30 protein-coding genes and 1 pseudogene are annotated in these 25,675 nt (G+C 40.3%); 6 read left to right on the top strand and 25 right to left on the bottom strand.

Annotated features, from left to right (window positions below):
* Positions 1–10: 10 nt before the first annotated feature.
* The 20 genes from rpsS to HMPREF2619_RS11570 all read right to left on the bottom strand — a co-directional run bounded on the left by rpsS (position 11) and on the right by HMPREF2619_RS11570 (position 14,997).
* Positions 11–292 (bottom strand): 30S ribosomal protein S19, encoded by a 282-nt coding sequence (gene rpsS / locus HMPREF2619_RS02770; protein ID WP_000533766.1) that lies wholly within the window; start codon positions 290–292, stop codon positions 11–13.
* 103 nt (positions 293–395) lie between these two features.
* Positions 396–1,229, bottom strand: coding sequence for a 50S ribosomal protein L2 (gene rplB / locus HMPREF2619_RS02765; RefSeq protein WP_061863915.1), 834 nt, complete (start codon positions 1,227–1,229; stop codon positions 396–398).
* 17 nt (positions 1,230–1,246) lie between these two features.
* A complete protein-coding gene (locus tag HMPREF2619_RS02760; RefSeq protein ID WP_001055347.1) occupies positions 1,247–1,543 on the bottom strand; it encodes a 50S ribosomal protein L23 in 297 nt (98 codons plus the stop codon).
* Positions 1,543–2,166, bottom strand: coding sequence for a 50S ribosomal protein L4 (gene rplD / locus HMPREF2619_RS02755; protein ID WP_000024549.1), 624 nt, complete (start codon positions 2,164–2,166; stop codon positions 1,543–1,545). Before rplD ends, HMPREF2619_RS02760 begins: the two co-directional genes overlap by 1 nt.
* Positions 2,167–2,190: 24 nt before the next feature.
* A complete protein-coding gene (rplC, locus tag HMPREF2619_RS02750; protein WP_000160197.1) occupies positions 2,191–2,817 on the bottom strand; it encodes a 50S ribosomal protein L3 in 627 nt (208 codons plus the stop codon).
* Positions 2,818–2,899: 82 nt separating this feature from the next.
* A complete protein-coding gene (rpsJ, locus tag HMPREF2619_RS02745; RefSeq protein ID WP_001284513.1) occupies positions 2,900–3,208 on the bottom strand; it encodes a 30S ribosomal protein S10 in 309 nt (102 codons plus the stop codon).
* 264 nt (positions 3,209–3,472) lie between these two features.
* Complete coding sequence (locus HMPREF2619_RS02740) at positions 3,473–4,078, bottom strand: uridine kinase family protein (RefSeq protein WP_070458875.1); 606 nt, start codon at positions 4,076–4,078, stop codon at positions 3,473–3,475.
* Between the two features lie 13 nt (positions 4,079–4,091).
* On the bottom strand, positions 4,092–4,688 hold the full coding sequence (nrdG, locus tag HMPREF2619_RS02735) for an anaerobic ribonucleoside-triphosphate reductase activating protein (protein ID WP_070458873.1): 597 nt from the start codon (positions 4,686–4,688) through the stop codon (positions 4,092–4,094).
* Positions 4,689–4,692: 4 nt separating this feature from the next.
* The gene (locus HMPREF2619_RS02730) at positions 4,693–5,193 is read right to left on the bottom strand and encodes a GNAT family N-acetyltransferase (RefSeq protein ID WP_070458871.1); all 501 of its coding nucleotides are present in this window, start codon (positions 5,191–5,193) and stop codon (positions 4,693–4,695) included.
* A 37-nt stretch (positions 5,194–5,230) separates the two neighbouring features.
* Positions 5,231–5,371 (bottom strand): hypothetical protein, encoded by a 141-nt coding sequence (locus HMPREF2619_RS02725; RefSeq protein ID WP_070458869.1) that lies wholly within the window; start codon positions 5,369–5,371, stop codon positions 5,231–5,233.
* A gap of 11 nt (positions 5,372–5,382) precedes the next feature.
* A complete protein-coding gene (nrdD, locus tag HMPREF2619_RS02720; protein WP_070458867.1) occupies positions 5,383–7,590 on the bottom strand; it encodes an anaerobic ribonucleoside-triphosphate reductase in 2,208 nt (735 codons plus the stop codon).
* A gap of 118 nt (positions 7,591–7,708) precedes the next feature.
* Positions 7,709–9,262, bottom strand: a complete 1,554-nt coding sequence (locus tag HMPREF2619_RS02715; protein WP_070458865.1) for a damage-inducible protein CinA — start codon at positions 9,260–9,262, stop codon at positions 7,709–7,711.
* A gap of 44 nt (positions 9,263–9,306) precedes the next feature.
* The gene (locus HMPREF2619_RS11580) at positions 9,307–9,441 is read right to left on the bottom strand and encodes a hypothetical protein (protein ID WP_261673714.1); all 135 of its coding nucleotides are present in this window, start codon (positions 9,439–9,441) and stop codon (positions 9,307–9,309) included.
* Between the two features lie 89 nt (positions 9,442–9,530).
* Positions 9,531–11,447, bottom strand: coding sequence for a tRNA uridine-5-carboxymethylaminomethyl(34) synthesis enzyme MnmG (gene mnmG, locus HMPREF2619_RS02710; protein WP_070458863.1), 1,917 nt, complete (start codon positions 11,445–11,447; stop codon positions 9,531–9,533).
* On the bottom strand, positions 11,437–11,868 hold the full coding sequence (locus tag HMPREF2619_RS02705) for an NUDIX hydrolase (protein ID WP_070458861.1): 432 nt from the start codon (positions 11,866–11,868) through the stop codon (positions 11,437–11,439). The genes mnmG and HMPREF2619_RS02705 overlap by 11 nt, the downstream gene beginning before the upstream one ends.
* Before the next feature lie 8 nt (positions 11,869–11,876).
* Positions 11,877–12,332 carry an NUDIX hydrolase gene (locus HMPREF2619_RS02700; protein WP_070458859.1) on the bottom strand — a complete coding sequence of 152 codons (456 nt, stop codon included), beginning with the start codon at positions 12,330–12,332 and terminating at the stop codon, positions 11,877–11,879.
* A 146-nt stretch (positions 12,333–12,478) separates the two neighbouring features.
* The gene (locus HMPREF2619_RS02695) at positions 12,479–13,093 is read right to left on the bottom strand and encodes a MarC family protein (RefSeq protein WP_002894248.1); all 615 of its coding nucleotides are present in this window, start codon (positions 13,091–13,093) and stop codon (positions 12,479–12,481) included.
* A 19-nt stretch (positions 13,094–13,112) separates the two neighbouring features.
* A complete protein-coding gene (mnmA, locus tag HMPREF2619_RS02690) occupies positions 13,113–14,234 on the bottom strand; it encodes a tRNA 2-thiouridine(34) synthase MnmA (RefSeq protein ID WP_070458857.1) in 1,122 nt (373 codons plus the stop codon).
* A 422-nt stretch (positions 14,235–14,656) separates the two neighbouring features.
* Positions 14,657–14,872, bottom strand: coding sequence for a hypothetical protein (locus tag HMPREF2619_RS11575; protein WP_070458855.1), 216 nt, complete (start codon positions 14,870–14,872; stop codon positions 14,657–14,659).
* Entirely contained in the window at positions 14,869–14,997 is a 129-nt protein-coding gene (locus HMPREF2619_RS11570) for a hypothetical protein (protein ID WP_261673713.1), read from the bottom strand. Before HMPREF2619_RS11570 ends, HMPREF2619_RS11575 begins: the two co-directional genes overlap by 4 nt.
* Positions 14,998–15,433: 436 nt before the next feature.
* Between HMPREF2619_RS11570 and HMPREF2619_RS02680 the strand changes: the two genes are divergently transcribed.
* Positions 15,434–16,297, top strand: a complete 864-nt coding sequence (locus HMPREF2619_RS02680; RefSeq protein ID WP_070458852.1) for a helix-turn-helix domain-containing protein — start codon at positions 15,434–15,436, stop codon at positions 16,295–16,297.
* Between the two features lie 51 nt (positions 16,298–16,348).
* Here the strand turns inward: HMPREF2619_RS02680 and HMPREF2619_RS02675 are convergent, their stop codons facing one another.
* Positions 16,349–16,957, bottom strand: a complete 609-nt coding sequence (locus HMPREF2619_RS02675) for an aggregation-promoting factor (RefSeq protein WP_049504850.1) — start codon at positions 16,955–16,957, stop codon at positions 16,349–16,351.
* Positions 16,958–17,198: 241 nt separating this feature from the next.
* Here HMPREF2619_RS02675 and sdaAB point away from each other — a divergent pair, with 241 nt between their 5' ends.
* From sdaAB to HMPREF2619_RS02660, 3 genes are read left to right on the top strand one after another with little or no spacing between them, the layout of a single operon-like run.
* The gene (gene sdaAB, locus HMPREF2619_RS02670; RefSeq protein ID WP_001191178.1) at positions 17,199–17,870 is read left to right on the top strand and encodes an L-serine ammonia-lyase, iron-sulfur-dependent subunit beta; all 672 of its coding nucleotides are present in this window, start codon (positions 17,199–17,201) and stop codon (positions 17,868–17,870) included.
* Positions 17,871–17,878: 8 nt separating this feature from the next.
* Positions 17,879–18,751 carry an L-serine ammonia-lyase, iron-sulfur-dependent, subunit alpha gene (gene sdaAA / locus HMPREF2619_RS02665; protein WP_070458850.1) on the top strand — a complete coding sequence of 291 codons (873 nt, stop codon included), beginning with the start codon at positions 17,879–17,881 and terminating at the stop codon, positions 18,749–18,751.
* Positions 18,752–18,774: 23 nt separating this feature from the next.
* Positions 18,775–19,416 carry an HAD hydrolase-like protein gene (locus tag HMPREF2619_RS02660; protein WP_060956320.1) on the top strand — a complete coding sequence of 214 codons (642 nt, stop codon included), beginning with the start codon at positions 18,775–18,777 and terminating at the stop codon, positions 19,414–19,416.
* A gap of 86 nt (positions 19,417–19,502) precedes the next feature.
* Here the strand turns inward: HMPREF2619_RS02660 and HMPREF2619_RS02655 are convergent, their stop codons facing one another.
* The 4 genes from HMPREF2619_RS02655 to HMPREF2619_RS02640 form a co-directional block, all read right to left on the bottom strand.
* Entirely contained in the window at positions 19,503–19,919 is a 417-nt protein-coding gene (locus HMPREF2619_RS02655) for a DUF805 domain-containing protein (RefSeq protein WP_070458848.1), read from the bottom strand.
* A gap of 155 nt (positions 19,920–20,074) precedes the next feature.
* A complete protein-coding gene (locus HMPREF2619_RS02650) occupies positions 20,075–20,500 on the bottom strand; it encodes a DUF805 domain-containing protein (protein WP_000606342.1) in 426 nt (141 codons plus the stop codon).
* Between the two features lie 260 nt (positions 20,501–20,760).
* Positions 20,761–22,611 carry a nucleoside-diphosphate sugar epimerase/dehydratase gene (locus tag HMPREF2619_RS02645; protein ID WP_070458846.1) on the bottom strand — a complete coding sequence of 617 codons (1,851 nt, stop codon included), beginning with the start codon at positions 22,609–22,611 and terminating at the stop codon, positions 20,761–20,763.
* Between the two features lie 56 nt (positions 22,612–22,667).
* On the bottom strand, positions 22,668–23,702 hold the full coding sequence (locus HMPREF2619_RS02640; RefSeq protein WP_070458844.1) for a glycosyltransferase family 2 protein: 1,035 nt from the start codon (positions 23,700–23,702) through the stop codon (positions 22,668–22,670).
* A 214-nt stretch (positions 23,703–23,916) separates the two neighbouring features.
* Between HMPREF2619_RS02640 and HMPREF2619_RS02635 the strand changes: the two genes are divergently transcribed.
* Both HMPREF2619_RS02635 and HMPREF2619_RS11120 read left to right on the top strand, forming a co-directional pair.
* Positions 23,917–25,083 (top strand): CynX/NimT family MFS transporter, encoded by a 1,167-nt coding sequence (locus HMPREF2619_RS02635; RefSeq protein WP_070458842.1) that lies wholly within the window; start codon positions 23,917–23,919, stop codon positions 25,081–25,083.
* Between the two features lie 208 nt (positions 25,084–25,291).
* Positions 25,292–25,675: pseudogene (locus HMPREF2619_RS11120) on the top strand (hypothetical protein); the annotation flags it as partial.

Genomic DNA, 25,675 nt, shown 5'->3' with positions numbered 1-25,675 from the left:
TATGTTCTCCTTATTTTCTACGTGTCTTCTTGTCGTCTGCGGCGTGACCTTTGTAAGTACGAGTTGGTGCGAATTCACCAAGCTTGTGACCTACCATGTCTTCTTGGATGTAAACAGGTACGTGTTTACGTCCATCATAAACTGCGATAGTGTAACCAATGAAACTTGGGAAGATCGTTGAACGACGTGACCAAGTTTTGATAACTTTTTTCTTTTCGTCGTTAGCTTGAGCTTCAACTTTTTTCATCAAATGCTCATCGACGAAAGGTCCTTTTTTAAGACTGCGTCCCATTTTTATATTTTCTCCTTTAAATTTTGTACCACAGCGGCTTGCGCTCACAAGGAGCGCTACCGAGCTGGCGGAATTTCTAGTTGCTTAAGCGACTAGTTTTAAATTATTTCTCGTTGCGACGACGAACGATAAGTTTGTCAGATTTCGCTTTCTTGTTACGAGTTTTAAGACCAAGAGCAGGTTTGCCCCATGGAGTAGATGGTGCTTTACGACCAACTGGTGCTTTACCTTCACCACCACCGTGTGGGTGGTCGTTAGGGTTCATTACAGAACCACGAACTGTTGGACGGATACCTTTCCAACGGCTACGTCCTGCTTTACCAAGGTTTACAAGTCCATGTTGTTCGTTTCCGACAACACCAACTGTAGCACGACAAGTTCCAAGAATCATACGAACTTCGCCTGATTGAAGACGAACAAGAACGTATTTACCTTCTTGTCCCAATACTTGAGCAGAAGCTCCAGCAGCACGAACCAATTCACCACCACGACCTGGTTTCAACTCAATGTTGTGAACCAAAGTACCAACTGGGATGTTAGCAAGCGGAAGAGCGTTACCTACTTTGATATCAGCTTCAGGGCCTGAAACGATACGTTGACCAACTTCAAGACCTTTTGGAGCGATGATGTATGCTTTCACACCGTCAGTGTAGTGCACAAGAGCGATGTTTGCAGAACGGTTTGGATCGTACTCGATAGTTTTAACAACTGCTTCAACGTTATCTTTGTTACGTTTAAAGTCAACCAAGCGGTAGAAACGTTTGTGTCCACCACCTTGGTGACGAACAGTGATACGACCGTTGTTGTTACGACCAGCCTTGCTCTTCAAAGCAACAAGCAAAGTTTTTTCTGGTGTGCTTGTTGTGATTTCAGCGAAATCCAAAGAAGTCATATTACGGCGACCGTTTGTTGTTGGTTTATAAACACGAATTCCCACGATATTTCCTCCTTAGATTATTCAGCTTCAGCAGCGAACAACTCGATTGCTTTTGAATCAGCTGTAAGTGTGATGATAGCTTTTTTAGTTTTGTTAGTAAAACCAGTGTAACGTCCAACACGTTTAGCTTTAGGTTTTACGTTGATTGTGTTAACATTTGCAACTTTAACACCTTCGAAAGCAGCTTCAACAGCTTGCTTGATCAAAAGTTTGTGCGCACGTGTGTCAACTTCAAATACATATTTTCCTGCTTCAAGTTGAGCCATTGAGCTTTCAGTGATTACAGGTTTTTTGATAACATCATACAAATTCATTATGCAAGAACCTCCTCGATTTTAGAGATAGCTGCTTGAGTAACAAGAAGTTTGTCACTATTTGCGATGTCAAGAACACTTGCAGTTGTAGCAGTCGCAACTTTCACGTTTGGAAGGTTACGAGCTGAAAGAGCTGCGAATTCGTTTCCTTCTTCAAGAATAACAAGGACTTTAGAATCGATGCTCAAAGCTGCAAGAACTTTTGCAAATTCAGCAGTTTTTGGAGCTGTAAATTCAAGAGAATCAACGGCTACAAATTTGTTTTCAGCAACTTTTTCTGAGTAAACAGATTTTAGTGCAAGGCGACGAACTTTTTGAGGAAGTTTGTACGCATAGCTACGTGGAGTTGGTCCGAAGACGATTCCACCACCACGCCATTGTGGAGAGCGGATAGAACCTTGACGAGCACGTCCAGTTCCTTTTTGACGCCATGGTTTGCGTCCGCCACCTGAAACGGCTGAACGGTTTTTAACAGCGTGAGTTCCTTGACGAAGGCTAGCACGTTGGCTGATGATGACATCAAACACAACAGATTGGTTTGGTTCGATACCAAAGATTGCATCGTTAAGAACAACTTCGCCCGCTTGTTTACCAGTTTGGTCGAATAATGTTACATTTGCCATTTTGACTGTATTCCCCTTTCCTTATTATTTACCAGCTTTAACTGCTGATTTGATAGTGATAAGAGATTTCTTAGCACCTGGTACGTTACCCTTGATAAGGATAACGTTCTTTTCTGGAACAACTTGTACAACTTCAAGGTTTTGAATTGTTACACGGTCGCCACCCATACGTCCTGCAAGGTTTTTACCTTTGAATACGCGGTTAGGTGCAACAGGTCCCATAGAACCTGGACGACGGTGGTAGCGAGAACCGTGAGCCATAGGTCCACGTGATTGTCCGTGGCGTTTGATAACACCTTGGAAACCTTTACCCTTAGAAGTACCAGTTACGTCAACAACGTCTCCAGCTGCGAATGTTTCAACTGTGATTTCAGCACCAACTTCCAAGCCTTCAACGTTTTTGAATTCACGAATGAAGCGCTTAGGAGCCGTGTTAGCTTTTGCTACATGTCCTTTAGCAGGTTTGTTGCTCAATACTTCGCGTTTGTCATCGAAACCAACTTGGATAGCGTTGTATCCGTCTGTTTCAACAGTTTTAACTTGAAGAACAACGTTTGGAGTTGCTTCAATAACTGTTACAGGGATCAATTCGCCAGCTTCAGTGAAGATTTGAGTCATTCCCACTTTTTTCCCTAAGATTCCTTTTGTCATGAGAAAATAGTTCCTTTTCTATATTTTTTATTCAAAAAGTTTTTAACGAGCGTTTTTTATGCTCAAGTTATCAAGCTTTAGATTAAAGTTTGATTTCTACGTTTACACCACTTGGAAGATCCAATTTCATCAAAGCGTCAACTGTTTTTTGAGTTGGGTTAACGATATCGATCAAACGTTTGTGTGTACGCATTTCAAATTGTTCGCGAGAGTCTTTGTATTTGTGAGTCGCACGAATGATTGTGTAGAGGCTACGCTCAGTTGGAAGTGGGATTGGACCCGCAACTTGTGCACCTGTACGAGTAGCTGATTCTACGATTTTTGCAGCCGCTGTGTCAAGCGTACGGTGTTCGTAAGCTTTCAAACGGATACGGATTTTTTTGTTTGCCATCTTTTTCTCCTTTTCGTCTATTTAAGATAATAGGCTAGCTCCACAAGAAAACCGACGCGCGTTGCGTGGCAATGCAACCGAGCGTGTCGCAACCTCTTGCATCAAAGCTAAAGCTGTAATTTACAGCACCATAATAGAATAACACAAAGCCCCTGCGATTGCAAGGGATTTGACAGGTTTTTTTAAATTTTTTAGATGAAACTGTTTTCTTATTCCATTTTAATAAATTTGCATATTTAAGTGCTGAATTATCTGACTTTTCTTCTATATAATGTTAGTTTTAATTTGAAATGTATCATTCGATTGATTTATCAAGATATCTGCTTTTGACTCGGTTTCTTTATAGTATTGCAGATACTGCTCTCGTCTCATCTGCTGACTAGCCAATATAAAGGATGCATCGCCATTTCTCACAGCCGTATCTCGAGATAGACGCCTCTTTAATTCTGTCTCTTCATCCGTGTAGAAACAGATGGTTTTGTCAAAGAGTTCCTTGGGTAGAAAACCCACAGACATCCCTTCGACTATCAGAATCGGTTTTGCTCCCGATAAGACCTCACTAGCCTTCCAAGGTTCTTCGATTGTCAAGACATCCATATCCGCTTGCAAGGCCAGAATATCTCTCTGCAAACTTGCCAGTTCATGTGCTACCGGTAAACATGCTGTCACCTTTTGGTCTGGTGTCTCTTTAGGTACCACTAATTGTCGTCCTGAAGTAATATAGGGATCTGTCTCTAGTAAATTTACCTTTTGGGAATCAAGTTCTTGGTACAATTCTTGAGCAAAAGTTGATTTTCCTGAAGCTCCATGGCCGTAGATACCCAGTGTTTTTACTTTTCCAGTTTCTATCTCTGAGACCAGTTGTTCTATTAAGTCTTTTTCTTCATTCTCTCTTCACCTGTTCATAGCTTTCTTTTCCATCGTTAAGCTTGTCCCAAATGACTACCTTTCCACTTTGGAGAGACTTTTGCACATCGATAATCCGTTGGTTGGAAGAGCCACGGAACTGAAGCATGAGATTACGCTTACTTTTATCATAGCGACCATCTACCAGGATATCAATCAGGGATAAAAGTTCTAGTTTATCAGGCGTCTCCAACATCATTTCTTCCCAGGTGTATCCTGTCCAAGACCAGATGTCTTTTTCTGGCAATTCTTTCCGGATGCGTTTTACAAGGGGCAAAAGAATACCTGTATTGAGGAAAGGCTCTCCTCCTAATAAAGTCAATCCTTGAACATAGGGTTGGGCCAGATCTGTCATGATTTGTTCTTCTAACTCTGGCGTATATGGGATACCAGCATTGAAAGACCAGGTCGCAACATTATAACAGCCCTCACAGTGAAACATACAACCTGCTACATAGAGAGAATTGCGCACTCCCTCTCCATCGACAAAGTTAAAAGCCTTGTAGTCAATGATGCGCCCTTGACTGAGTTCTTCACTCTTCCACTCGCCAGGCTTTGGTGTATTCCATGTCATCCTTCTACTCCAACTCTATCCAATAGCGCTCCGTTCCATTACGAACATCCTCATAGACACCACCGTTAGCTAAAATAACAGCTCGGCTGGCAGGATTTTCCGTGCTGCAAGTCACAAGCGCTCGTTTGATATTCTTTTCCTTAGCAATTTGTAGACCTTGTCGGAGGGACTCTTTGGCGTAGCCCTTGCCTCTTTCAGACGGTCGGATGGAATAGCCAATATGGCCAGCATGATTCAGCAAGCCCTCATTTAGTCTCAATCGCAGATTCAAAAATCCTAGAGCACGACCTACATCATCAAATGATACAAATTGAATAGAAGGAACACGATTTTCCGGCAATCCTATTCCCATTTCTTTATTATTGTTAGTTTCCAACCACTTTTCGTAGTCAAAGTTCTCAGTATCCCAAAAGCCGCCATCGTGGGCTGATTGGCTTTTTTCAAACTCTGCCAGCATCTCTAAAACTGTTTCTTTATCTGCCAATGTCGGTCTGCGTAGTATCATCTTTACCTCCAACTAAGAGAAAAGCGAGAGCGGACTCTCACTTTTTCTTATTCTTATTTAAAAATTGCTCTTTTAGGCTAGCCACTCGGTCTTTTTTATTGACTCCACCCTTTGAATGTTTCTCGTGGAACCGTTGAACCAAGGCCTTGCCCTTATCGTCTAATTGATATTTTCCCATTCTATTTCTTTCTAACTTCTTACTTCATGTCCTGCTGTTTTGATAGTAGAACCGTTCATGTGTTTGACACGCGCAGCAATTTCCTTATGACGTCCATTAACCATCGGACGAGCTTGTGGATTTCCAAGATAACCACAGGTCCGTTTAACAACATCTACTGTTTTAGGATCATTATTCCCACAGTTAGGACAAGCAAATCCTCTCTCTGTCGGCTCAAAATCTCCTTCAAAATCACACTTGTAACAGCGGTCAATTGGAGTATTGGTTCCGAGATAACCTACACGGTCATAAGCATAATCCCAAACAGCTTCCAAGGCCTTTGGATTTTGTTGAAGAACTGGATACTCACAGTAGTGGATGAAGCCACCTGATGCACCCGCTTCTGGATAAACTTTTTCAAAATCTAGTTTTTCAAAAGGAGTTGGATTTTTACGCACATCATAATGGAAGGAATTTGTGTAGTATTCTTTATCAGTAATGTCTGGAATAGAGCCAAATTTCTCTGTATCCAAACGACAGAAGCGGTCTGTCAGACTTTCAGACGGTGTTGAATAAATAGAGAAGTGATACCCATATTGGTCTGACCACTCTTCCACTCGATGTTTCATATCTCGAATGATATCAAGGGTGAATTCTTTAGCTTCTGGATTGGTTTCCCAATTGTTGCCAAAGAATACTGTCGCTACTTCATAAAGTCCAATGTAACCAAGCGAAACAGTAGCACGACGGTTATTAAAGAGCTCGTCAACACTTTCTTCTTTACCAAGACGACGTCCGAAGGCACCATATTGATAAAGAATTGGTGCATTAGCTGGAGTGGCTTCCTTGGTTCTTTCTACACGATAAACTAGAGCATCTTCAGCAATATTCATGCGCTCGTTGAAAATTTCCCAGAACTTATTCATGTCGCCTTCGGATTCGAGAGCAATACGAGGCAGATTGACCGTCACGACCCCTAGGTTCATACGGCCAGAGTTAACTTCAACTCCATTTTCATCCTTCCATCCTTGAAGGAATGAACGACATCCCATCGGAACCTTGAAGGAACCTGTCAATTCGATAATCTTATCGTAAGACAAGACATCTGGGTACATCCGTTTAGTTGCGCATTCGAGCGCCAACTGCTTGATGTCGTAGTTAGGTGAACCTTCCTCCAGATTAAGTCCTCTTTTAAGAGCGAAGATCAATTTAGGGAAGATAGCTGTACGGTGTTCTGATCCCAACCCCTTGATTCGAATGTTCAAGATAGCCTTTTGAATTTCGCGTTCAAAACGATTGGTTCCTAGACCAAAACCAAGAGAAGTAAAGGGCGTTTGCCCATTTGAAGTGAAGAGAGTATTGATTTCATACTCTAGAGATTGCATAGCATCATAGATATCTTTTTGGGTTTTCTTCCAGGCGTACTCCTCACGCTTGTCAGGTAGTACCCATTCCTCTGCATCTTTGAGGTGTTTTTGGTAATTTTTTTCTGCATAAGGAGCCAAGACTTCATCGATACGGTCTGCTGAACAGCCTCCATACTGACTTGATGCAACGTTAGCGATGATTTGTGAAATCTGCGCTGTCGCAGTTTGGATAGACTTGGGACTCTCTACCTCAGCATTCCCAATCTTAAAACCATTTTCCAACATGCCCTTGAAATCAATCAAACAGCAGTTGGTCATAGGCGTGTAGGGGCTGTAATCCAAATCGTGATAGTGGATATCCCCTTTTTGGTGGGCATTAGCCACGTGCTTAGGAAGCATTTGAAGACCGATTGATTTCCCAACAATCCCCGCCGTCAAATCACGCTGGGTATTAAAAACATCACTATCTTTATTAGCATTCTCATTGACAACTGCCTGATCTTTGTTGAGAAGTTTATGGATACTGAAGTTGATATCTGTTGCTTTTGAGCGCTCAAAATCCCTTTGAGTTCGATAAGTGATATATTCCTCTGCCAAGGCATATTCTTTAGCTTCCAATAACTCATGTTCTACGATGTTTTGGATTTCATAAATTTTTACACCTTGAGGAAAGCGACTATGAATCTCTTCTACAATACGTTCAATTAGAGTATTAAGACGCTTTTCTACCAAGGGGGTTACATCCATGACTTTTTCTGCAGCCTTGTGTAAGGCTTTATCAATCTTATCTACATCAAAAATGACGCGTCTACCGTCGCGCTTTTCAACGAATAAGGTTGGATCAGGGCTTATTTTCTCTTCTAATACAATCATATCCAGGCTCTTTTCTAAAACTATTATCTAAAAAGTATTATATCACTAAAAAAATAAAAATCAATATCTAGTATTAAAATTCCTATTTTCATAAAATTTACACTAGATATTGATTATTTTATTTTAATTTGTAAAGTTTAAAGTCTTTGAATTCACTTTGAACTGGTTGGTAGCTTTCTGCTAGAAGCTGTTCCACTTCCGTCCAGAGAGCTGTTTTGGTATTGACCACAATCACTTTAGGCTGATTATCACGTAAATCATTGACAAGTTTGCTACGATTTGCATCAAGGCCAGTATATAATTTTGGTGATAGCAACTGACTAGCTGCTAAACGTTCACTAGTCTTATAACCATTAGTAAGATCATCCCATATATAAATACGATCGGTTGCCTGTGTTTGTCCTTTAACCGTAGTTTCCATACGAGCACGTTCTTGATATTGTTCTGAGTGAAGAACATAACGGGCTACCAGAGGAGTCAAAAATAGGTAGGCCAAAGCTAAAACTGGCAAATAGACATTACCCTGAAGAAATACTGCCCATATTGAGGGTACTTCTCGATGTTTTCTACGACGATTAGCTCCTTCTAATTTCCCAGTTCGAATATGAGTCAATAAAAGAATGGACAAGAAAGGAAGAAACTCAGCTAGACGACTTCCATGGATCGGTTCGGTAGAGAAAATTTCTAAACAAACTAACAATAGGATCGCTACTGAAGTAAAAATAGATAAGACGTATTGCTTGGTTGGTTTAGACTGGAAGAGTCCTGTAAATACGAGCCTTAAACCTCCAAGACCAATTGTTAACAATCCATAAAAAAGGAGGTTGTCCAGTAAGGCTGGATTGGACATAAATTTCAAACTATCTACTGGGTAGAGGATCTGACTGATAGCATTCCCAAAACTCCCATTATAAGCCGTATAGTAACCAATTGGATAAAAGAAGAACGAGAATCCAAGACCAGCTGCAAAGAATTGATAGAGCCCATGAACCAAGCGACCACGCCCAATATTAAAGGCTAACAAAGCAAAGAATAAGACTAGAGCATATAAAGTTGTGACGAGAGGGGCGAAGAAAAATGCTAGAGCCAGGCTAATCCCAATACGCACGAAACCTTTGTCATGATTATACTCTACCAAATACCTAGTTACTAAACTGAGAGCGTAAAACAGGAATGGAAGGGCCAAAATAGTGGCATAGCCACCGCCAAAGCTAAGTCCTCCAGCAAGAAGATAAAAGATGGTCAACACTTGTTGCGACTGCTTGTTCTCCTCCGTCAAGGTATAAGTTGAACGGAAAAGAAAAATCCCAGCACCCACTAGAGCAAGCCAAGTAAAGACTGCAAACAAAATACTACCCTTGCTTAGATACTGTAAAAAGTAATAGAGAAGACCACTTGTTCCAAAATAGTCTGTGTAGATATCTCCCCCCTGGTGCATAGCCCATCCGATATAAAAATCTTGTGCCTGCTCTGGGCTAGTTAGTCCTAGCAAGAAAGGAAGAACTACAGATACAAGTACAACTAGAGTGCTCCAGATTAGGATCTTAAATAATGGTAATGGAGCAAATGAACTTGGTTCATCCTCGAAGCGCTCCTCTTTCCCAACTAAATCATCCTGAATTCCCGTCCAAGATGGAGTTGGTTCCTCTTCTAATCTGCCATATACGTTCATTCATTCTCTCCTATGTTTTAATTTGTTCTAGTATATCAAAAAGTCTAAAGCTTGTCAGCCTGTGGTGGCCATTTGTCTAACTTTTGACAGAGACTAGCGAAGCGTTCAATTTCATAAAAACGATGATAGGAAGCATTTTTATAGTGGTCTAAAAAATTTTTTTCTTCTACCGTCAGCATGGTCATTCCTCCTTTTCTCTTTATTCGAAAATGGAGGACGATTATATCAAAAAAGCTGAATTCCCAAAAGAGAATTCAGCACTTTATCTTTAGTCAGCCTTTTTTTCTAAATTTTTTGAAATGCTTCGATTTTTACCTTCCAGATACACCATAAGAATGGAGATATCTGCTGGGTTAACCCCAGAAATACGGCTAGCTTGACCGATGGTTTCTGGATTGATGAGTTTGAACTTCTGGCGAGCCTCAGTCGCAATGGAATCAATATCATCCCAATCGATGTTGGCTGGAATACGTTTTTCTTCCATGCGTTTCATCTTGGCAACCTGATCCATGGCTTTTGAGATGTAGCCTTCGTACTTGATTTCTGTTTCAATCAATTCGATAATCTTGTCATCCAAGTCCTCTGCAGCTGGCCCGATGAAGGCCACCACATCTTGGTAAGAAACTTCTGGACGGCGAAGGAATTCCTTGGCTGTAACTGCATCTGTCAATGGTTTGAAGCCCATTGCTTCAACCTTAGCATTGGTTTCCTTGACTGGCTTGAGTTTGATACTATCCAAACGCTTCATCTCATTGTCAAATTGATTTTTCTTGATTTCAAAACGAGCCCAGCGTTCATCATCCACAAGCCCAATCTCGCGTCCCATCTCTGTCAAGCGCATATCAGCATTGTCATGGCGGAGAATGAGACGGTATTCAGCACGACTGGTCAAGAGACGGTAAGGTTCAATGGTTCCCTTGGTCACCAAGTCATCAATCATCACCCCGATATAACCGTCACTGCGCTTCAAAATCAACTCAGGTTTCCCTTGGATTTTCAGAGCCGCATTGATACCTGCGATAATCCCTTGGCCTGCTGCCTCTTCGTAACCAGATGTACCATTTGTCTGGCCAGCTGTGAAAAGGCCTGAAATTTTCTTGGTTTCCAGAGTTGCACGCAACTGATGAGGCAAGACCATATCATACTCAATAGCATAACCTGTACGCATCATTTCTGCATTTTCCAAACCCTTGATAGAATGAACCAAGTCACGTTGCACATCCTCAGGAAGGCTGGTTGAGAGACCTTGGACATATACTTCTTCTGTATTGCGTCCTTCTGGCTCTAGGAAGAGTTGGTGGCGTTCCTTGTCTGCAAAGCGTACAATCTTGTCCTCAATCGATGGACAGTAACGAGGCCCCACTCCCTTGACCACACCTGTAAACATAGGAGCACGGTGGAGATTGTTTTGGATAATCTCATGGCTGGTACCATTGGTGTAAGTCAACCAACATGGCACTTGGTCTTTGACATAATCTTCATCACGCGAAGTGTAGGAGAAGTGATTTGGTGTTTCGTCTCCTGGCTGAATCTCTGTCACATCGTAGTTGATAGAAGAAGCCTTGACACGTGGAGGGGTTCCTGTCTTGAAACGACCGATTTCAAGTCCAAGTTCTTTGAGATTGTCAGCTAGGTTAATCGAAGCTAGGCTGTGGTTAGGACCTGACGAGTACTTGAGGTCTCCGATGATGATTTCCCCACGGAGGGCAGTTCCTGTCGTCACGATAACAGCCTTAGCAGCATATTCTTGATGGGTCGCTGTACGAACACCGACAACCTTGCCATCTTCCACCAAAATCTCATCAATCATGGTTTGACGTAGGGTCAGATTTTCTTGGTTTTCAACTGTTTTGCGCATTTCCTTAGAGTAGAGCTCCTTATCAGCCTGCGCACGAAGGGCACGAACAGCTGGTCCCTTCCCTGTGTTGAGCATCTTCATCTGGATGTAAGTCTTATCAATGGTCTTGGCCATTTCCCCACCAAGGGCATCTACCTCACGCACAACAATCCCCTTGGCAGAACCACCGATAGAGGGATTACATGGCATGAAAGCCAACATTTCAATGTTAATAGTCGCAAGTAAGACCTTGCAACCCATACGGCTAGCTGCTAGGGAAGCTTCCACCCCGGCATGCCCAGCACCAATTACAATAATATCGTATTCTTCTGTAAAATTATAAGTCATTTCTTAACCTTTCAAAAATTTCTCGCAAATAAGGAACTATCTTCTCCTCCTCTAGAGCTTGATCCATAGTAACCCATTTAAAGTGCGTATGCTCTTCAGGATCTAATCTGATAATCGGCTTCTCCCCAACCCACTCTTCTTTATAAACTAAGCGAGTAAAGACAGTATCCTTAGAGGTATCCAGTTGACTATCTTCGTGAAGAAGTTTGAGCGAACTGCTGTCTAGCCTAACTCCCGCTTCTTCAATACATTCTCTAAGAGCTCCATCTCGCGGAAGTTCACCCTTTTCAACCCCACCACCAGGAATATCCCAGTAAGTCGGATAAACGTTGGGTTGTCCTCTTTTAATTTCCGAACGCTGAATGAGTAAATAATCACCACCACTATGAACAAGTACATGGGCAATAAGCTTAACCATCATTTTCTCTCCTATTCGTTAAGATGGATGTGTCGTAATTGTCCGTCCCAATTTGGCAGGGCTGTTTTCAAAAAGGCTGGAACTAGTTGGAAATCCTCAAGTTTATCCAAATCAATCCACTCACAGGGTTGCCTTTTCTCATCTTCCTGCATGGTCAATGGGGCATCTTCAAGCAAATCCACTAGATAATGAAACTCGATATTGTGATAATAGACACCGTCTTGTTCAAAACGATTTTCAACTACAAAACCTAGTTGCCCAGCTTGAGCTTTGACACCCAGTTCTTCCCTCACTTCACGGACTACCGCATCTTCCGTGCTTTCATTGACTTGAATCGCACCGCCGATAGTGTAATACTTGCCCTTATCTTTGGTGACTAGAAGTTTGCCATTTTGGAGAATCAAGGCTGTCGCCCGAACTCCAAAAACCGTATTTTCTACTTTTGTCCGAAAGTCTTGTTGAATCATCTTTTTTCCTTTCCTCTAAACGACACAAAAACAGTCAAAACTCCAAAGAAGTGCAGGACAAAAAAGCCTGCAACATCCATGAGCTTTGACCATCATGACTATTGTTAAAGTTATTTTATCAAATCAAATCGTTTTGTCAATGCAAATCACTGTTTGAGCAAGGTCTGCACACTGACGATAATCATCTGTATTCCTATCGAGAATAGTAAAAGTCCCATCATTTTCGTTATAATTTTCATCAAATTTTCTCCCAAGAAGCCTGCAATTTGTTTTGCACTTCTTAACAGGAGATAAGTGATGACACATAGTAGAGCAAAAGCAACTACGGTTATCAGTTGATTCTGCAAACCTCCATTAGCCAGACTTAAAGCAGTTGTAATTGTACCTGGTCCCGCAAAAAGTGGCATTGCAAGAGGAGAAATAGCAATAGACATTGGATCTGAATTTACTGCTTGCTGCTCCATTCCTTTATAGCTAGGTGAATGATTACCATTAATCATATGATAACCGATAACGGCCACTAATATTCCACCAGCAATTCTGAAAGAAACAATTGTAATTCCAAATACTTTAAAAATGAAATCTCCTGAAAAGATAAAAACAGTTACAATAACAAAAGCAATCAAAAGACTCCTAAAAGCAATTTTTCGTGAAATTTTTTGACTATCATCTGCTACTAAAGCCATGTAAGCAGGAAGATTTGAAATTGGGTTCATTATAGCGAAAAATGCCATAAATGCATAAAAAAATTGAGAACTCATCGTTTTTACTTAACTCCAGTTAGACATACTGACAAACCTTGCCATCGCGGTAGGCATTATCAATCAAACCACCACCGAGACATTCTTCACCATCGTAAAAGACAACTGCCTGTCCTGGTGTAATGGCGCGTTGCGGTTCTGCGAAAATGACCTCTGCCTTGTCTCCTTTGACATGTACAGTCACCTTCGAGTCCGGCTGACGGTAGCGGAATTTAGCCGTACATTCGAGCGTAAATTCCTCTGGCATGTCACGAGTAAAGTGGACTTGACTCGCCTCTAGGCTAGTTGACATGAGCGAATCATGGTAGAATCCTTGGCCGACATAGAGGATATTCTTGCTCAGGTCTTTTCCAACAACAAACCAAGGGGCATTGTCACCGCCGTGTTGTCCACCAATACCTAGGCCACCACGCTGACCAATCGTATAATACATCAGACCAGCATGTTCGCCCATATCACGTCCATCCACAGTCATCATGCGACCAGGCTGAGCTGGTAGGTAGTTGCTGAGAAATTCTTTAAAGTTCTTTTCTCCGATAAAGCAAATCCCTGTCGAGTCTTTCTTCTTAGCAGTCGCAAGTCCTGCTTCTTCAGCTATTTTTCGTACTTCAGGTTTTTCCAAATGCCCCAGTGGGAACATGGTTTTTTGAAGTTGTTCTTGCGAAAGTTGGCTGAGGAAATAGGTCTGGTCCTTGCCATTGTCCACGCCACGAAGCATATGAACGATGCCATCCTCATCACTCGCTACACGGGCATAGTGACCAGTCGCTACATAGTCTGCACCCAAGGTCATGGCATAGTCCAAAAAGGCCTTGAACTTGATTTCCTTGTTGCACATAACGTCTGGATTCGGCGTGCGCCCTGCACGGTATTCCGCTAGGAAATACTCAAAAACGCGGTCCCAATACTCTTTCTCAAAGTTGACAGAGTAGTAAGGAATGCCAATCTGGTCTGCTACCGCAGCCACATCCTTGTAATCTTCGGTCGCCGTACAGACGCCGTTTTCATCTGTGTCATCCCAGTTCTTCATGAAGATACCGATCACATCGTAGCCCTGCTCCTTGAGCAAGAGAGCCGTCACCGACGAATCGACACCACCACTCATCCCCACGACAACACGTGTTTTAGAGTTATCACTCATGGTAAGTCTCCCATCTATTCGTTTATTTATACCCCTCAAAATTCTATTTACTATGACTTTCAATAGAATTTCTTTGAGTATAGTCATTTCGTTTGCTTTTAGTAGTAAAATGGTCTGGGAGACCATTTTAGCCTATCATCTTAAAATGAAAATATGATAGGCAACGAGTCGCAGGCATAACTTGAGTTCGCTCAATCAGTCTGGGAGACTGATTGAGGTTATAAATCAGACAAGCTCAGCTTGCATCTCATTTCGAGTTAACGACGTAATAAAAGATAAACGAAATGACTAGTTCACGATTGAAGGTCGTGTGTGCTTACGATTGAAGGTCGTTTGAGCAGTTTTCATTATAACATGCTTGGTTAGAGAAGACAAGAAAGAGGCTGATAATCTACCAACCTCTGGTTTTATTGATAAAAACTTTAGTCATCATCGTCTCTATAAAAATATTTTCTATACACTCTTGATAATACCAAAATTAATGCCCATATCGTACTAAGAGCTATAATAATAGAATTTATTAGATTTATTTTAGTATGTCCAATCACTAGTCCAATAATTGGACTAGTAGACATGCTTAGATATAATAAAAATAACAAAAAATGACCTTCACCAATTCCTGCAAAAAAATGTTTCATTTTAAATATCCCAATTTTACCTTTCGTCTTAATAATCCACTAGCAAATCTATTGACTTCTCTTTTTTTGAAAAATCTTGATAGCAAATTTACTCCACTTAAAGCCACTAAAATTTCAATCGTCATAATTTCTCCAAGAGAAAAATGCAAACTGACAAAGTTCCTGCTAAAATACTATCCTCCCATCAAATAGAGTGTCAACAAAAATAAAACAACCGAAATTGGCAGAAAAGCAGCACGATTTGTTTTACAAAAAATGGCATAACAAAGACTACCTATCGAAAACGTCATAATAACTTCAATAGTTACCTTTAGAGCAGGGTAATATATATTTTTAATAAAAAGAATTAAAAGGATAAAAAATACCAATGAACAAAGAACGGATTTGATATAAAATTTTAAATGAGTCATAATTTATTTTTTAGATTCTACCTACTATAGATAAAATCACCTTTCTTATTTTCTTCTCATGATATCCACTTTAATTTCTATATTCTTATGATACAATATGTTTAATAGAATTCTATTTATTGTTAACTTTTTTCACAAAAAGGAGGAAATCATGCGCTATGATTTCGGGAAAGTGTATAAAGAAATACGTGAGTCAAAAGGATTGACACAAGAAGAGGTCTGTGGAAATGTCCTTTCAAGAACCAGCCTTTCCAAGTTTGAAAGTGGCAAGGCAACTCCCAAATATGAAAACATGGAGTTTCTTCTCCGTCAAATCAATATGAGTTTTGAAGAGTTTGAATACATCTGCCATCTCTATAAACCGAGCCAGCGAACAGAAATCATGCAAACCTATCTCAATACGAGTTCCATCTTTGGTACCAGTAGTCTAGTCAATTTATTTGAAACATGCCAAGACTATCTTAAGATCCGTCACGATCTACCTATAGAGGAAATCAGAGATATGTTGGAAGTTGTCATTTATATCCGTCAACACGGAACAGGACAACTTTCAATCCAAGTGGAACAAACGGTCAAAAAGCTTTGGGAAAAAATTGAAGAACAAGATACATGGTATGAAAGTGACCTAAAAATCCTCAATACCATACTTTTTAGCTTTCCCATCGAACACCTCCATCTGATCACTGAACAAATCTTGCAACGCTTGGAAGAATATAAAAACTATCGACATTTATATGAATTACGAATGGCAATCCTACTCAATCTGTCCACCATTTACTTGTACAATCAAGATAAAAATACCTGTCAACAAATCTGCTACACCTTACTAGAGGATGCTAAGAAAAAGAAAAGATACGATATTTTGGCTATTGCCTATGTTCGAATAGGTATTTGTACTAGTAATGATCATCTGCTTCAAAAGGGCTTCTCCCTTCTGGAGTTAACTGATGAAACCTCCATGCTATCTCACCTCAAAAAGGAAGTAGAGACCTGTTATCAAGCAAAGGAAATATAAAAAAGCCGAGGAAATCCCTCGACTTTTGCATCTTATTCTGCTAGTTAGTTCTTAGTACCAACCGTTGTTAAGCCAGAAGTTCTTAGCAGCTGTCCATGAACCGTAACGTCCTGCAACGTAAGCATCTGCTACACGTTCTTGGTTTTCTGCTGAGTAGTCACCGTTCAAGTATGAATCTGTCAATTGGTAACGTCCGATGTAACGTCCGTTTGTAGCTGTGTAGCTACCGCCTGATTCTTTTTGAGCGATCCATTCTTTAGCTTCTGCTTCAGATCCGCTGACGGTTGAAGTTGATGCTGAAGTTTCTTCTGCTACAGTTACGCTTGCTGCTGGCGCTTCATAAGTTGTTGTTTCAGTAGCTGCAGGTGCTGCTACTGGAGCTTCTGCTGTCGCAGCTGAAGTAGTTGAAGTTGCTGGTGCTTCACCATCAATAACCAATACTTGGTCTACATAGATCAAATGAATATCTTTAATCTTATTTTTTTCTGCCAATTTTTCAACAGTTGTATTGTATTTTTCAGCGATTCCTGATAGAGTGTCACCTGATTTTACTGTGTAAGTTGTTGTTTCTTGTGCAAAAGCAAGTGATGGTGCAAGAAAAGCAAGCGCTGCTGCTACTCCTACAAGTCCTGTTTTAATTTTGTTAGTTGTTGATTTCATATTAAAAGATTCTCCTTCTTTCTTATATTTCCATCATACCCTACTATTATTACTGTTTCTTGACGGTTTTATGTAGAAATGTTACAAGACTATGTTTTATTTCACTTAAATAGCCTCTTTTTGTTACAAAAGGCTTGATTTTAGAGGCTTTATGGGGATTTTAGATATTTTATCATGGAATTGAGCGCTTGCATCTAATCTTTGATATAATAGAGGTAAGAATCTTTTTAAGGGGAAACAGATGCAATCACTTCGTTTTCAATCTGTCTTTGATATCATTGGACCAGTCATGATTGGTCCATCTAGTAGTCACACGGCAGGAGCTGTTCGTATCGGTAAAATCGTCTCTTCTATCTTTGACGATACTCCAACCGAGGTTGAGTTCCAGCTTTTTAATTCTTTTGCAAAAACCTATCGCGGGCATGGAACCGATTTAGCCCTTGTCGCTGGAATCCTGGGAATGGACACAGATGATCCAGAAATTCCAAATAGTTTAGAAATTGCTCACAAGCGTGGCATCAAAATTGTCTGGACTATCCAGAAAGACAGTAACGCCCCTCACCCAAACACTACGAAAATAACGGTTAAGAATGAGCACAAGACCATCAGTGTAACAGGAATTTCAATCGGGGGTGGTAATATCCAAGTGACAGAGCTCAATGGTTTTGCGGTATCCCTCAACATGAACACTCCTACCATCATCATCGTTCATCAGGATGTTCCAGGTATGATTGCTCACGTAACAGAGGCCCTCTCTCGCTTTGACATCAATATCGCTCAGATGAATGTAACCCGAGAAAAGGCTGGCGAAAAAGCCATTATGATTATCGAAGTTGATAGTCGCAACTGTGATGAATCTATCGAAGAAATTCGTAAAATTCCTCATCTGCACAATGTCAATTTCTTTCAATAGGAGAAAATATGTTTTACTCTATCAAAGAATTAGTCCAACAAGCTGAACTTGATTTTCAAGGCAATGTTGCTGAACTCATGATTACGACCGAGTTTGAGCTAACCGGTCGTGAACGTGAAGAAGTTCTCCTTCTCATGGAGCGCAACCTTGAAGTCATGAAGGCTTCTGTAGAACTCGGACTTAGCGAGAAGAAATCTCGTAGCGGTTTGACAGGTGGAGATGCTGCCAAGCTTGACCACTACATCAAAAAAGGAAAGACCCTATCAGACTTCACTGTCTTGTCTGCCGCCCGTAACGCCATTGCCGTTAATGAGCACAATGCTAAGATGGGTCTTGTTTGTGCGACACCGACCGCAGGTAGCGCAGGTTGTCTTCCCGCAGTTCTCACATCTGCTATTCAAAAACTCAATCTAACTCATGAACAACAACTAGACTTCTTATTCGCTGCAGGTGCTTTTGGACTCGTGATTGCTAACAACGCTTCTATCTCGGGAGCCGAAGGTGGCTGCCAGGCCGAAGTCGGTTCAGCTTCAGCCATGAGTGCCGCTGCCCTAACTCTAGCTGCAGGCGGAACGCCTTATCAAGCGAGCCAGGCTATCGCCTTCGTTATCAAAAATATGCTCGGCCTAATCTGTGACCCCGTTGCAGGTTTGGTTGAAGTTCCTTGTGTCAAGCGGAATGCCATGGGAGCAAGCTTCGCCTTCATCGCAGCCGATATGGCTCTGGCTGGTATTGAATCCAAAATTCCAGTTGATGAGGTCATTGACGCCATGTATCAAGTAGGATCTAGCCTCCCAACTGCCTTTCGTGAAACTGCTGAAGGGGGGCTCGCTGCCACACCTACAGGTCGTCGCCTTCAAAAAGAAATCTTCGGCGAATAATTTCATCATTATGAGGAGAATCAATGTCATCTATATCTGCTATCTTTTTTGACTTAGATGGAACGCTAGTTGATAGTTCTATCGGTATCCATAATGGTTTCACCTATACCTTTGACCAACTTGGAGTTTCTAGCCCTGGTGCCAAAATCATTCGAGGTTTTATGGGGCCCCCACTAGAAACCAGCTTTGCTAGTTGTTTGCCGACTGAGCAGATAGAGGAAGCCATCCAGCTCTATCGCTCTTATTATAAGGAAAAAGGTGTGTACGAAGCCCAACTCTTTCCACATATCAAAGATTTACTCGTAGAACTAGCTGAGCATTATCCTCTTTATATCACTACTACGAAGAATACACCAACCGCCGTTGACATGACTAGCAATTTTGGGATTGACCACTTTTTTGATGGCATTTATGGTTCAAGCCCTCAGGCCCTACACAAGGCTGATGTCATTCGTCAAGCTCTGGAAACTCATCATCTAGCTCCCGAAACAGTCGTTATTATCGGAGATACCAAGTTTGATATGATTGGTGCCCAAGAAACTGGCATTAAAAAACTAGCAGTAACCTGGGGATTTGGTGAGGAGAGAGACCTCATGGGCTATAATCCTGACTGGATTGCTCACCAGCCAACAGACATTTTACAGCATCTACAATTAAAACGTTAAACAAAAGACTCCCAGCCTAAAAGTTAGGTTTGGGAGCTTTTTGTCTGATCATAATGAGGAGAATGACATTCCCCGTACTCGTCCAATTATTCAAAAGGGGAAACTTCTTCGCTTTCAACTTCTTTAGATCTATTGATTGTTACTATTTCTACTTCCTTACTTGGCATGGCTAGCAGAACTAATAGAGCAAAACGTCCGACCATTGGAACAAAGTGAAGGAAGATAAAGGCCCAGTGGAAACCTCCATCACGCAAACGTCGAATCTTTAACGCTAAAGTAGGCAACAAAAGAAGTAGAGCCAAAATGGCATAAATACTGACAACCAATATAACTAAAGTAAAGTTCAGAGAAGGACCTTGGTTTATCTCTTTATTGAAGATAAGGATATACAGGGGCAGGAACAAGATATGATTCATCAGCCAAACCCACCAATATTCTGGACGTGTTGAGCGTCCTACAAAATCTACATAACCTATTAAAAAATTTATATAAGCCCTAAACAAGATATTTCTCCTTTTTAACAACTGTATACTATAAAGTAGACTCATTGTTATAAAACACTCCCAAATCTATTTTTAGATATGGGAGTGTCAGATATTTGCTTAACAATATAAAGAAAACTCTAAAACAGTTTCACTTGTAAAAAAACATAAACTTCTTAGTTTTTGTCTGATTCTTCGAATGGTGAAACTTCTACCACTTCTTCAGTTTCATTGATGGTTACTACTTCTACTTGTTTCGTTGGCATAGCTAACAAAACTAAAAGAGCAAGAGCTCCAACCATCGGAATAAAAATGATAAAGATTAGAGCCCAGTGGAAACCAGCATCACGTAGTCGACGAACTGTCAATGCAAGTCCAGGTAAGAAAAGTGCTATACCGAAGATCATATAAATAATAGCAATTCCACCCAAGGCCATAAGAGCCGCCTCATTTCTTGGATTTGCGAGTGCCTTAAAATATACTGAGTAAAAAGGGACAAGGAGAATCATATTTCCTAGCCAAATCCACCAATACTCTGAGCGTGTTGAACGGCCTGTAAAATCTACATAACCTTTAAAGAAATTCTTATATGCGTTAATCATAAGTTACTCCCTATTTTTTTAATTCATACGAAATGAAAATGAAAGAGCAAATTAGAAAGTTCGTTATAAACCATATCTAAGTACAGTAAAGCGACACAGACCTTATTTACTTTGATTTTCAAATAGTATAAATTTAGTTTACCATAAATGTTCAACAATGACAAGTTCGTATAAAAATTGGTAAAGGACCATTCGTTATCATAAAAGGTATGATTCCACTCGCTTCTAACATGAAGCTAGGAATCATACCTTTTTCTTTTTTAATGAGTGTGAGTTGTTTCATTTGCAAAACCGATAATGGCTTGCTTCAACTCTGAACCTTGCAAGATACGGAATTCTTCAATCTTTTGATCTATAACTTCAAGTGGCATGACATTAACTTTACCAACAAAAATCTTATCCATGACTTGATTATCAACCAATTCAGTAGATACCAACAACTCCTCATAGAGTTTCTCACCTGGACGGATTCCCACTTCTACAATTGGAATTTCATTTTCAGTACGCCCACTGAGAAGAACCATTTTCTTGGCCAAATCATAAATCTTAACTGGTTTGCCCATATCAAGGATAAAAACTTCTCCATCTTTAGCATAAGCTCCTGCATGGATCACCAAACGGCTAGCTTCTGGAATGGTCATAAAGTAACGAGTCATACGGAAGTCTGTCACAGTCACTGGACCACCCTCTGCAATCTGACGCTCAAATACTGGAATCACACTACCACGGCTACCGAGAACATTCCCAAAACGAACCGCACAATAGGTAGACTGGCTACGTTGGTTAAATCCTGTAACAATCAACTCTGCCACACGTTTGGTAGCTCCCATAACATTTGGTGGATTGACAGCCTTATCTGTCGAAATCATGACCATCTTCGGTACCTTAGCGGCGTCAACTGCCTTGGCGACATTATAAGTTCCGAGGATATTATTCTTAAAGGCTTCTTTGGGATTACGTTCCATCATTGGCACGTGCTTATGGGCAGCAGCGTGGTAAACAATGGCTGGTTGGTACTGCTCAAATACTTGAAGCAAGCGATCGTAGTCTTGGATGTCTGCAATCACAGGAACATAGTCAATTCCTTGGAAGCTACGAATCAATTCATGATAGATCAGATAAATGGAGTTTTCCCCATGACCCAAGAGAACCACGCGCTCTGGATTAAAGCGACTAACCTGACGGCAAATCTCAGACCCGATAGAACCTCCTGCACCTGTTACTAAGATGGTTTTTCCAGTAATTTCTGAGCCTAGGCGTGACTCATCTAGTTGAATTTCTTTACGTCCCAAAAGGTCCGTAATATCGATTTTTTGGAAACCACCTACCTGAGGATGCAATCCTTGTACAACCGACTCAATCTTGGGCATCTTATAACACTTCAAGCCAAGTTGGTTACACATTTTTAGGATACGCTCATACTCGGATGGATCAAGAGAAGGAATCGCAACGATAACTTTTTCAATCTGATGACGTTTTGAGAGTTCTGGTAACTGTTCATAAGATCCTAAGACTGGGATTCCTCCTAGTTTTTGGCCTTTTTTCTTTTCATCATTGTCCAAAATACCCACTAACTCAAGATCACTCGTAGGATGCTGGTAGCTGTTCATAAAGAGAGCTCCACCGTCTCCCGCACCAATCAAGAAGGTACGACGATGTTCCCCTTCTCCATCACTCTTTTTACGTCTAGAATAGATCAACTGCCAAGTAATACGAGGGAAGAGAATCAAGAAGGTTGTCAATAAGATAAAGAGGACAATAAAGCGCACAGAGAAAAGTGGCAAGAAGGCATAACAAAGAAGATAAGACAAGACACTGCTGATACTTACTCCGATGAATATCTTCATAAAGTCTGTGATTTTGCTATAGCGACTAATACTAGCATTGAGACCCCAGAATCCAATCATGATTTGATAGAAAAGGAAGGTCAAGCTTGTATAGATGACATAGTCCACAGGAGCTGGATTGATCAATCCATAAAACAAGATATAAGAAACAATGATTGAGGAAATCATGCTGGCAGCATCAAAAATCCCCCAAAAGACTTGTTTTTGTTGTTTATTTAACACTTCAACCAGATCAATTACATAATCTGTCATTTTTTTATTCATGTGAATGGTATCCTCCTACACAGAGAAAATGTTTAATTAAGCATGCTTAAAAAATCTTAATTTAAATACTGAATTTCGTTTTTATAACTTTTTCTCCATTTAAAACCTTTGATTAATCCAACTATTGTACCTATACCGTAAGCAAAATGGATAGAAAACAACATAAAAGGCATTAACAGTAATACTTCATTTTTATGTTTCAATAGGGAAAGTATAGTCAATAATATAACAAATAGGCCATAAATCGCTAATAGAAACATTAAAAACAAGGGAGAAAAAGGTAGTAACATAGCACTTACAAAAATGCTTAACACAAACGCAAAGGGAACATAATGAAAAATAGATAGACATTTTGGTTTAACATGAGTTGTCAATCCAATCCATAGACCATTTGAATACTTTTGGTGGAGCATCTTTTTAAATGTTGGTCGAATATATTGATAAGATAAAACGTTAGGACTAAATCTTATCTTATATCCGTGATTTCTGATACGATAATGAAGTTCATTGTCTTCTGTTCTTCCAAGTTGTTCATCGACTAGACCAGCTTTCTCAAAAACTTCTCGACGGTACATGCCATGAAAAATAGAAGAAACATATCTGTCTTGAGAGCTATTTCGATAATCTGCGATGCTACTTCCAAACATATTTTCTTCAACGATATGTAAAGCTTCTGACCATTTCCCTTCGCCTTCAACAAGCGTTGGTCTAGGCCCCCCACAGACATATTCCCCCTGATTGATGATCTCAACATTATTCTTCACAAAATCCTCTGTGACTTTGGAATGCGCATCAATCTTCAAAATAAGGTCTCCATTAGAGTTCTTAATCCCTAAATTAAAACCACTTGCTTGATTCTTTTTAGGGTTATCATACAATCTAATTGACCTAAATTCGGTATCCTCAGAGATAAATCGCTGAATAATATCCGTTGTCTTATCAGTAGACATTGCATTAATAAATAAAATTTCAATATTTTCTTTATTGTATGTCTGTTTTTTTAAATCTTCAATTAAGTCCGGTAAGTACTTCTCTTCATTATAAGCACTAATCACAATAGAGACGATTAAATTATCGATTTGTTGAATCACTTACAGTCTCCTAAATATTTTCTTTCACTATTTTATCACAAATTCCCAGACTTTCCTATTTTTATTTGAATCCCAGAAAAAAACTAGTAAACAACTCGTCCTACTTTACTTTTATTTAGTTTAAGTAAAACACCGATCTCCCTGCTCTAGCTTGACATCTCTTAGAAAAAAACTTAAAATAGGCTGTTATCAAAATCATCTTAGAGAGGTTCACATGAAAAAACGATCACTCTTTTTTATTCTAGGAATTATCTTAATCGGAGCGGTCTTAAGAGCTCCTTTTACGGCCTTACCGACTATTTTAGGAGATATTGCTCAAGGTTTAGGAGTTGAGGTCAGCTCACTTGGAGTTTTGACCAGCCTTCCTCTCTTAATGTTTGCTCTTTTCTCCTCTTTTGCGACGCGTTTGGCTCAAAAGATTGGACTCGAGCACCTTTTTACCTACAGCCTCCTCGTCTTGACAATTGGCTCAGTGATTCGTATCTTCAATCTCCCATTGCTTTATCTGGGAACCCTACTCATCGGAGCAAGCGTCGCTATTTTTAACGTACTTCTTCCTAGCGCCATTCAGGCCAACTATCCACAAAAGATTAGTCTCCTTACGACGGTTTATGTGACTTCCATGGGAATCGCAACAGCTCTTGCTTCTTATCTCTCTGTTCCCATTACTCAGGCGACATCTTGGAAAGGCTTGATCCTCTGCCTATCCTTTGTCTGCCTACTCACTTTAGCTGTCTGGTTCCCCAATCATCGTCACAATCATTTTCTAGAAGGACATGAGAAAAAACAAAAGAAAGAGAACATTCTAAAAGACAAGAAAGTTTGGGCTATTATTGTCTTCGGTGGACTCCAATCCCTACTCTTTTATACCAGTATGACCTGGTTACCAACCATGGCCATCAGCGCTGGACTATCTCATACGGATGCCGGACTTCTGGCTTCTATCTTTTCACTGATTAGTATCCCCTTCTCGATGACAATCCCAAGTTTAACAACTCGTTTGTCCAATGGTCACCGTCAAATCATGCTGACAGTCATCTCTCTGGCTGGATTGCTTGGAATTGCTATGCTCCTATACCCGAGCAAGAATTTCCTTTACTGGTTAGTAGCGCATCTCTTGATTGGTACTGCTTGTAGCGCTCTTTTCCCTTATCTCATGGTTTGCTTCTCTATTAAAACCAGCTCTCCTGAAAAAACGGCCCAATTATCTGGTCTTGCCCAGACCGGTGGTTACATCCTAGCAGCCTTTGGACCAACTCTGTTTGGCTATAGTTTTGACATGTTTCATTCTTGGATCCCAGCTGTTTTGGCTCTCCTCATCATTGATGTCATCATGACAATCTCCCTCTTTATGGTGGATCGAGCGGATAAAATCCTTTAAAAGGTTGAAATTCAACTCAACGAGAAATACTTTTCAAGCCAGACGGATGTCTGGCTTTTTTGGGGATTCGAGATATAAAATCATCATAGATATGCTAGTAGAATAATCTTGTTTTTGATATAATAAAATATGTAAAAACTAATAGTGAAACGAAAAGGCAGATTAGTTTTAACTAGCAATAATTACTATTTCAAAGTGAGGGCATAGTATGGATGAACAGAAATACAATTTGGAACAAAGTTTAGAAGAGTTAGGTAAGCTCCTTGACTTATCGGTCAAGGAAACAGATAAGGCTATATGTGAAGCTCTAGCAGAAAAAGCAAGAATAATTTATGAACAATACTCTGAATCAGAAGACACTGCTTTACTTTATGCTATGCTTCTTTTCAATTTGTTGGTTGAACAAGTGAATGTTGAGGAGCGAATAAACACTGCAAAAAACATCAAAGAAATTTTCGAGTGTTTCAACCAGTCTGAAGACATTGCTTTACAATATGCTATGGCTTTAGTCAATTTATCAGCTAAACAAGATAATGTTGAGGATTTACTGAAGACTAGCAAAGCAGTCAAACAAATTTTTGATAGCTTCAAG

Source organism: Streptococcus sp. HMSC074B11 (assembly GCF_001808705.1).
GTDB lineage: Bacteria > Bacillota > Bacilli > Lactobacillales > Streptococcaceae > Streptococcus.
This window is presented reverse-complemented; position numbering and strand designations above follow the sequence as displayed.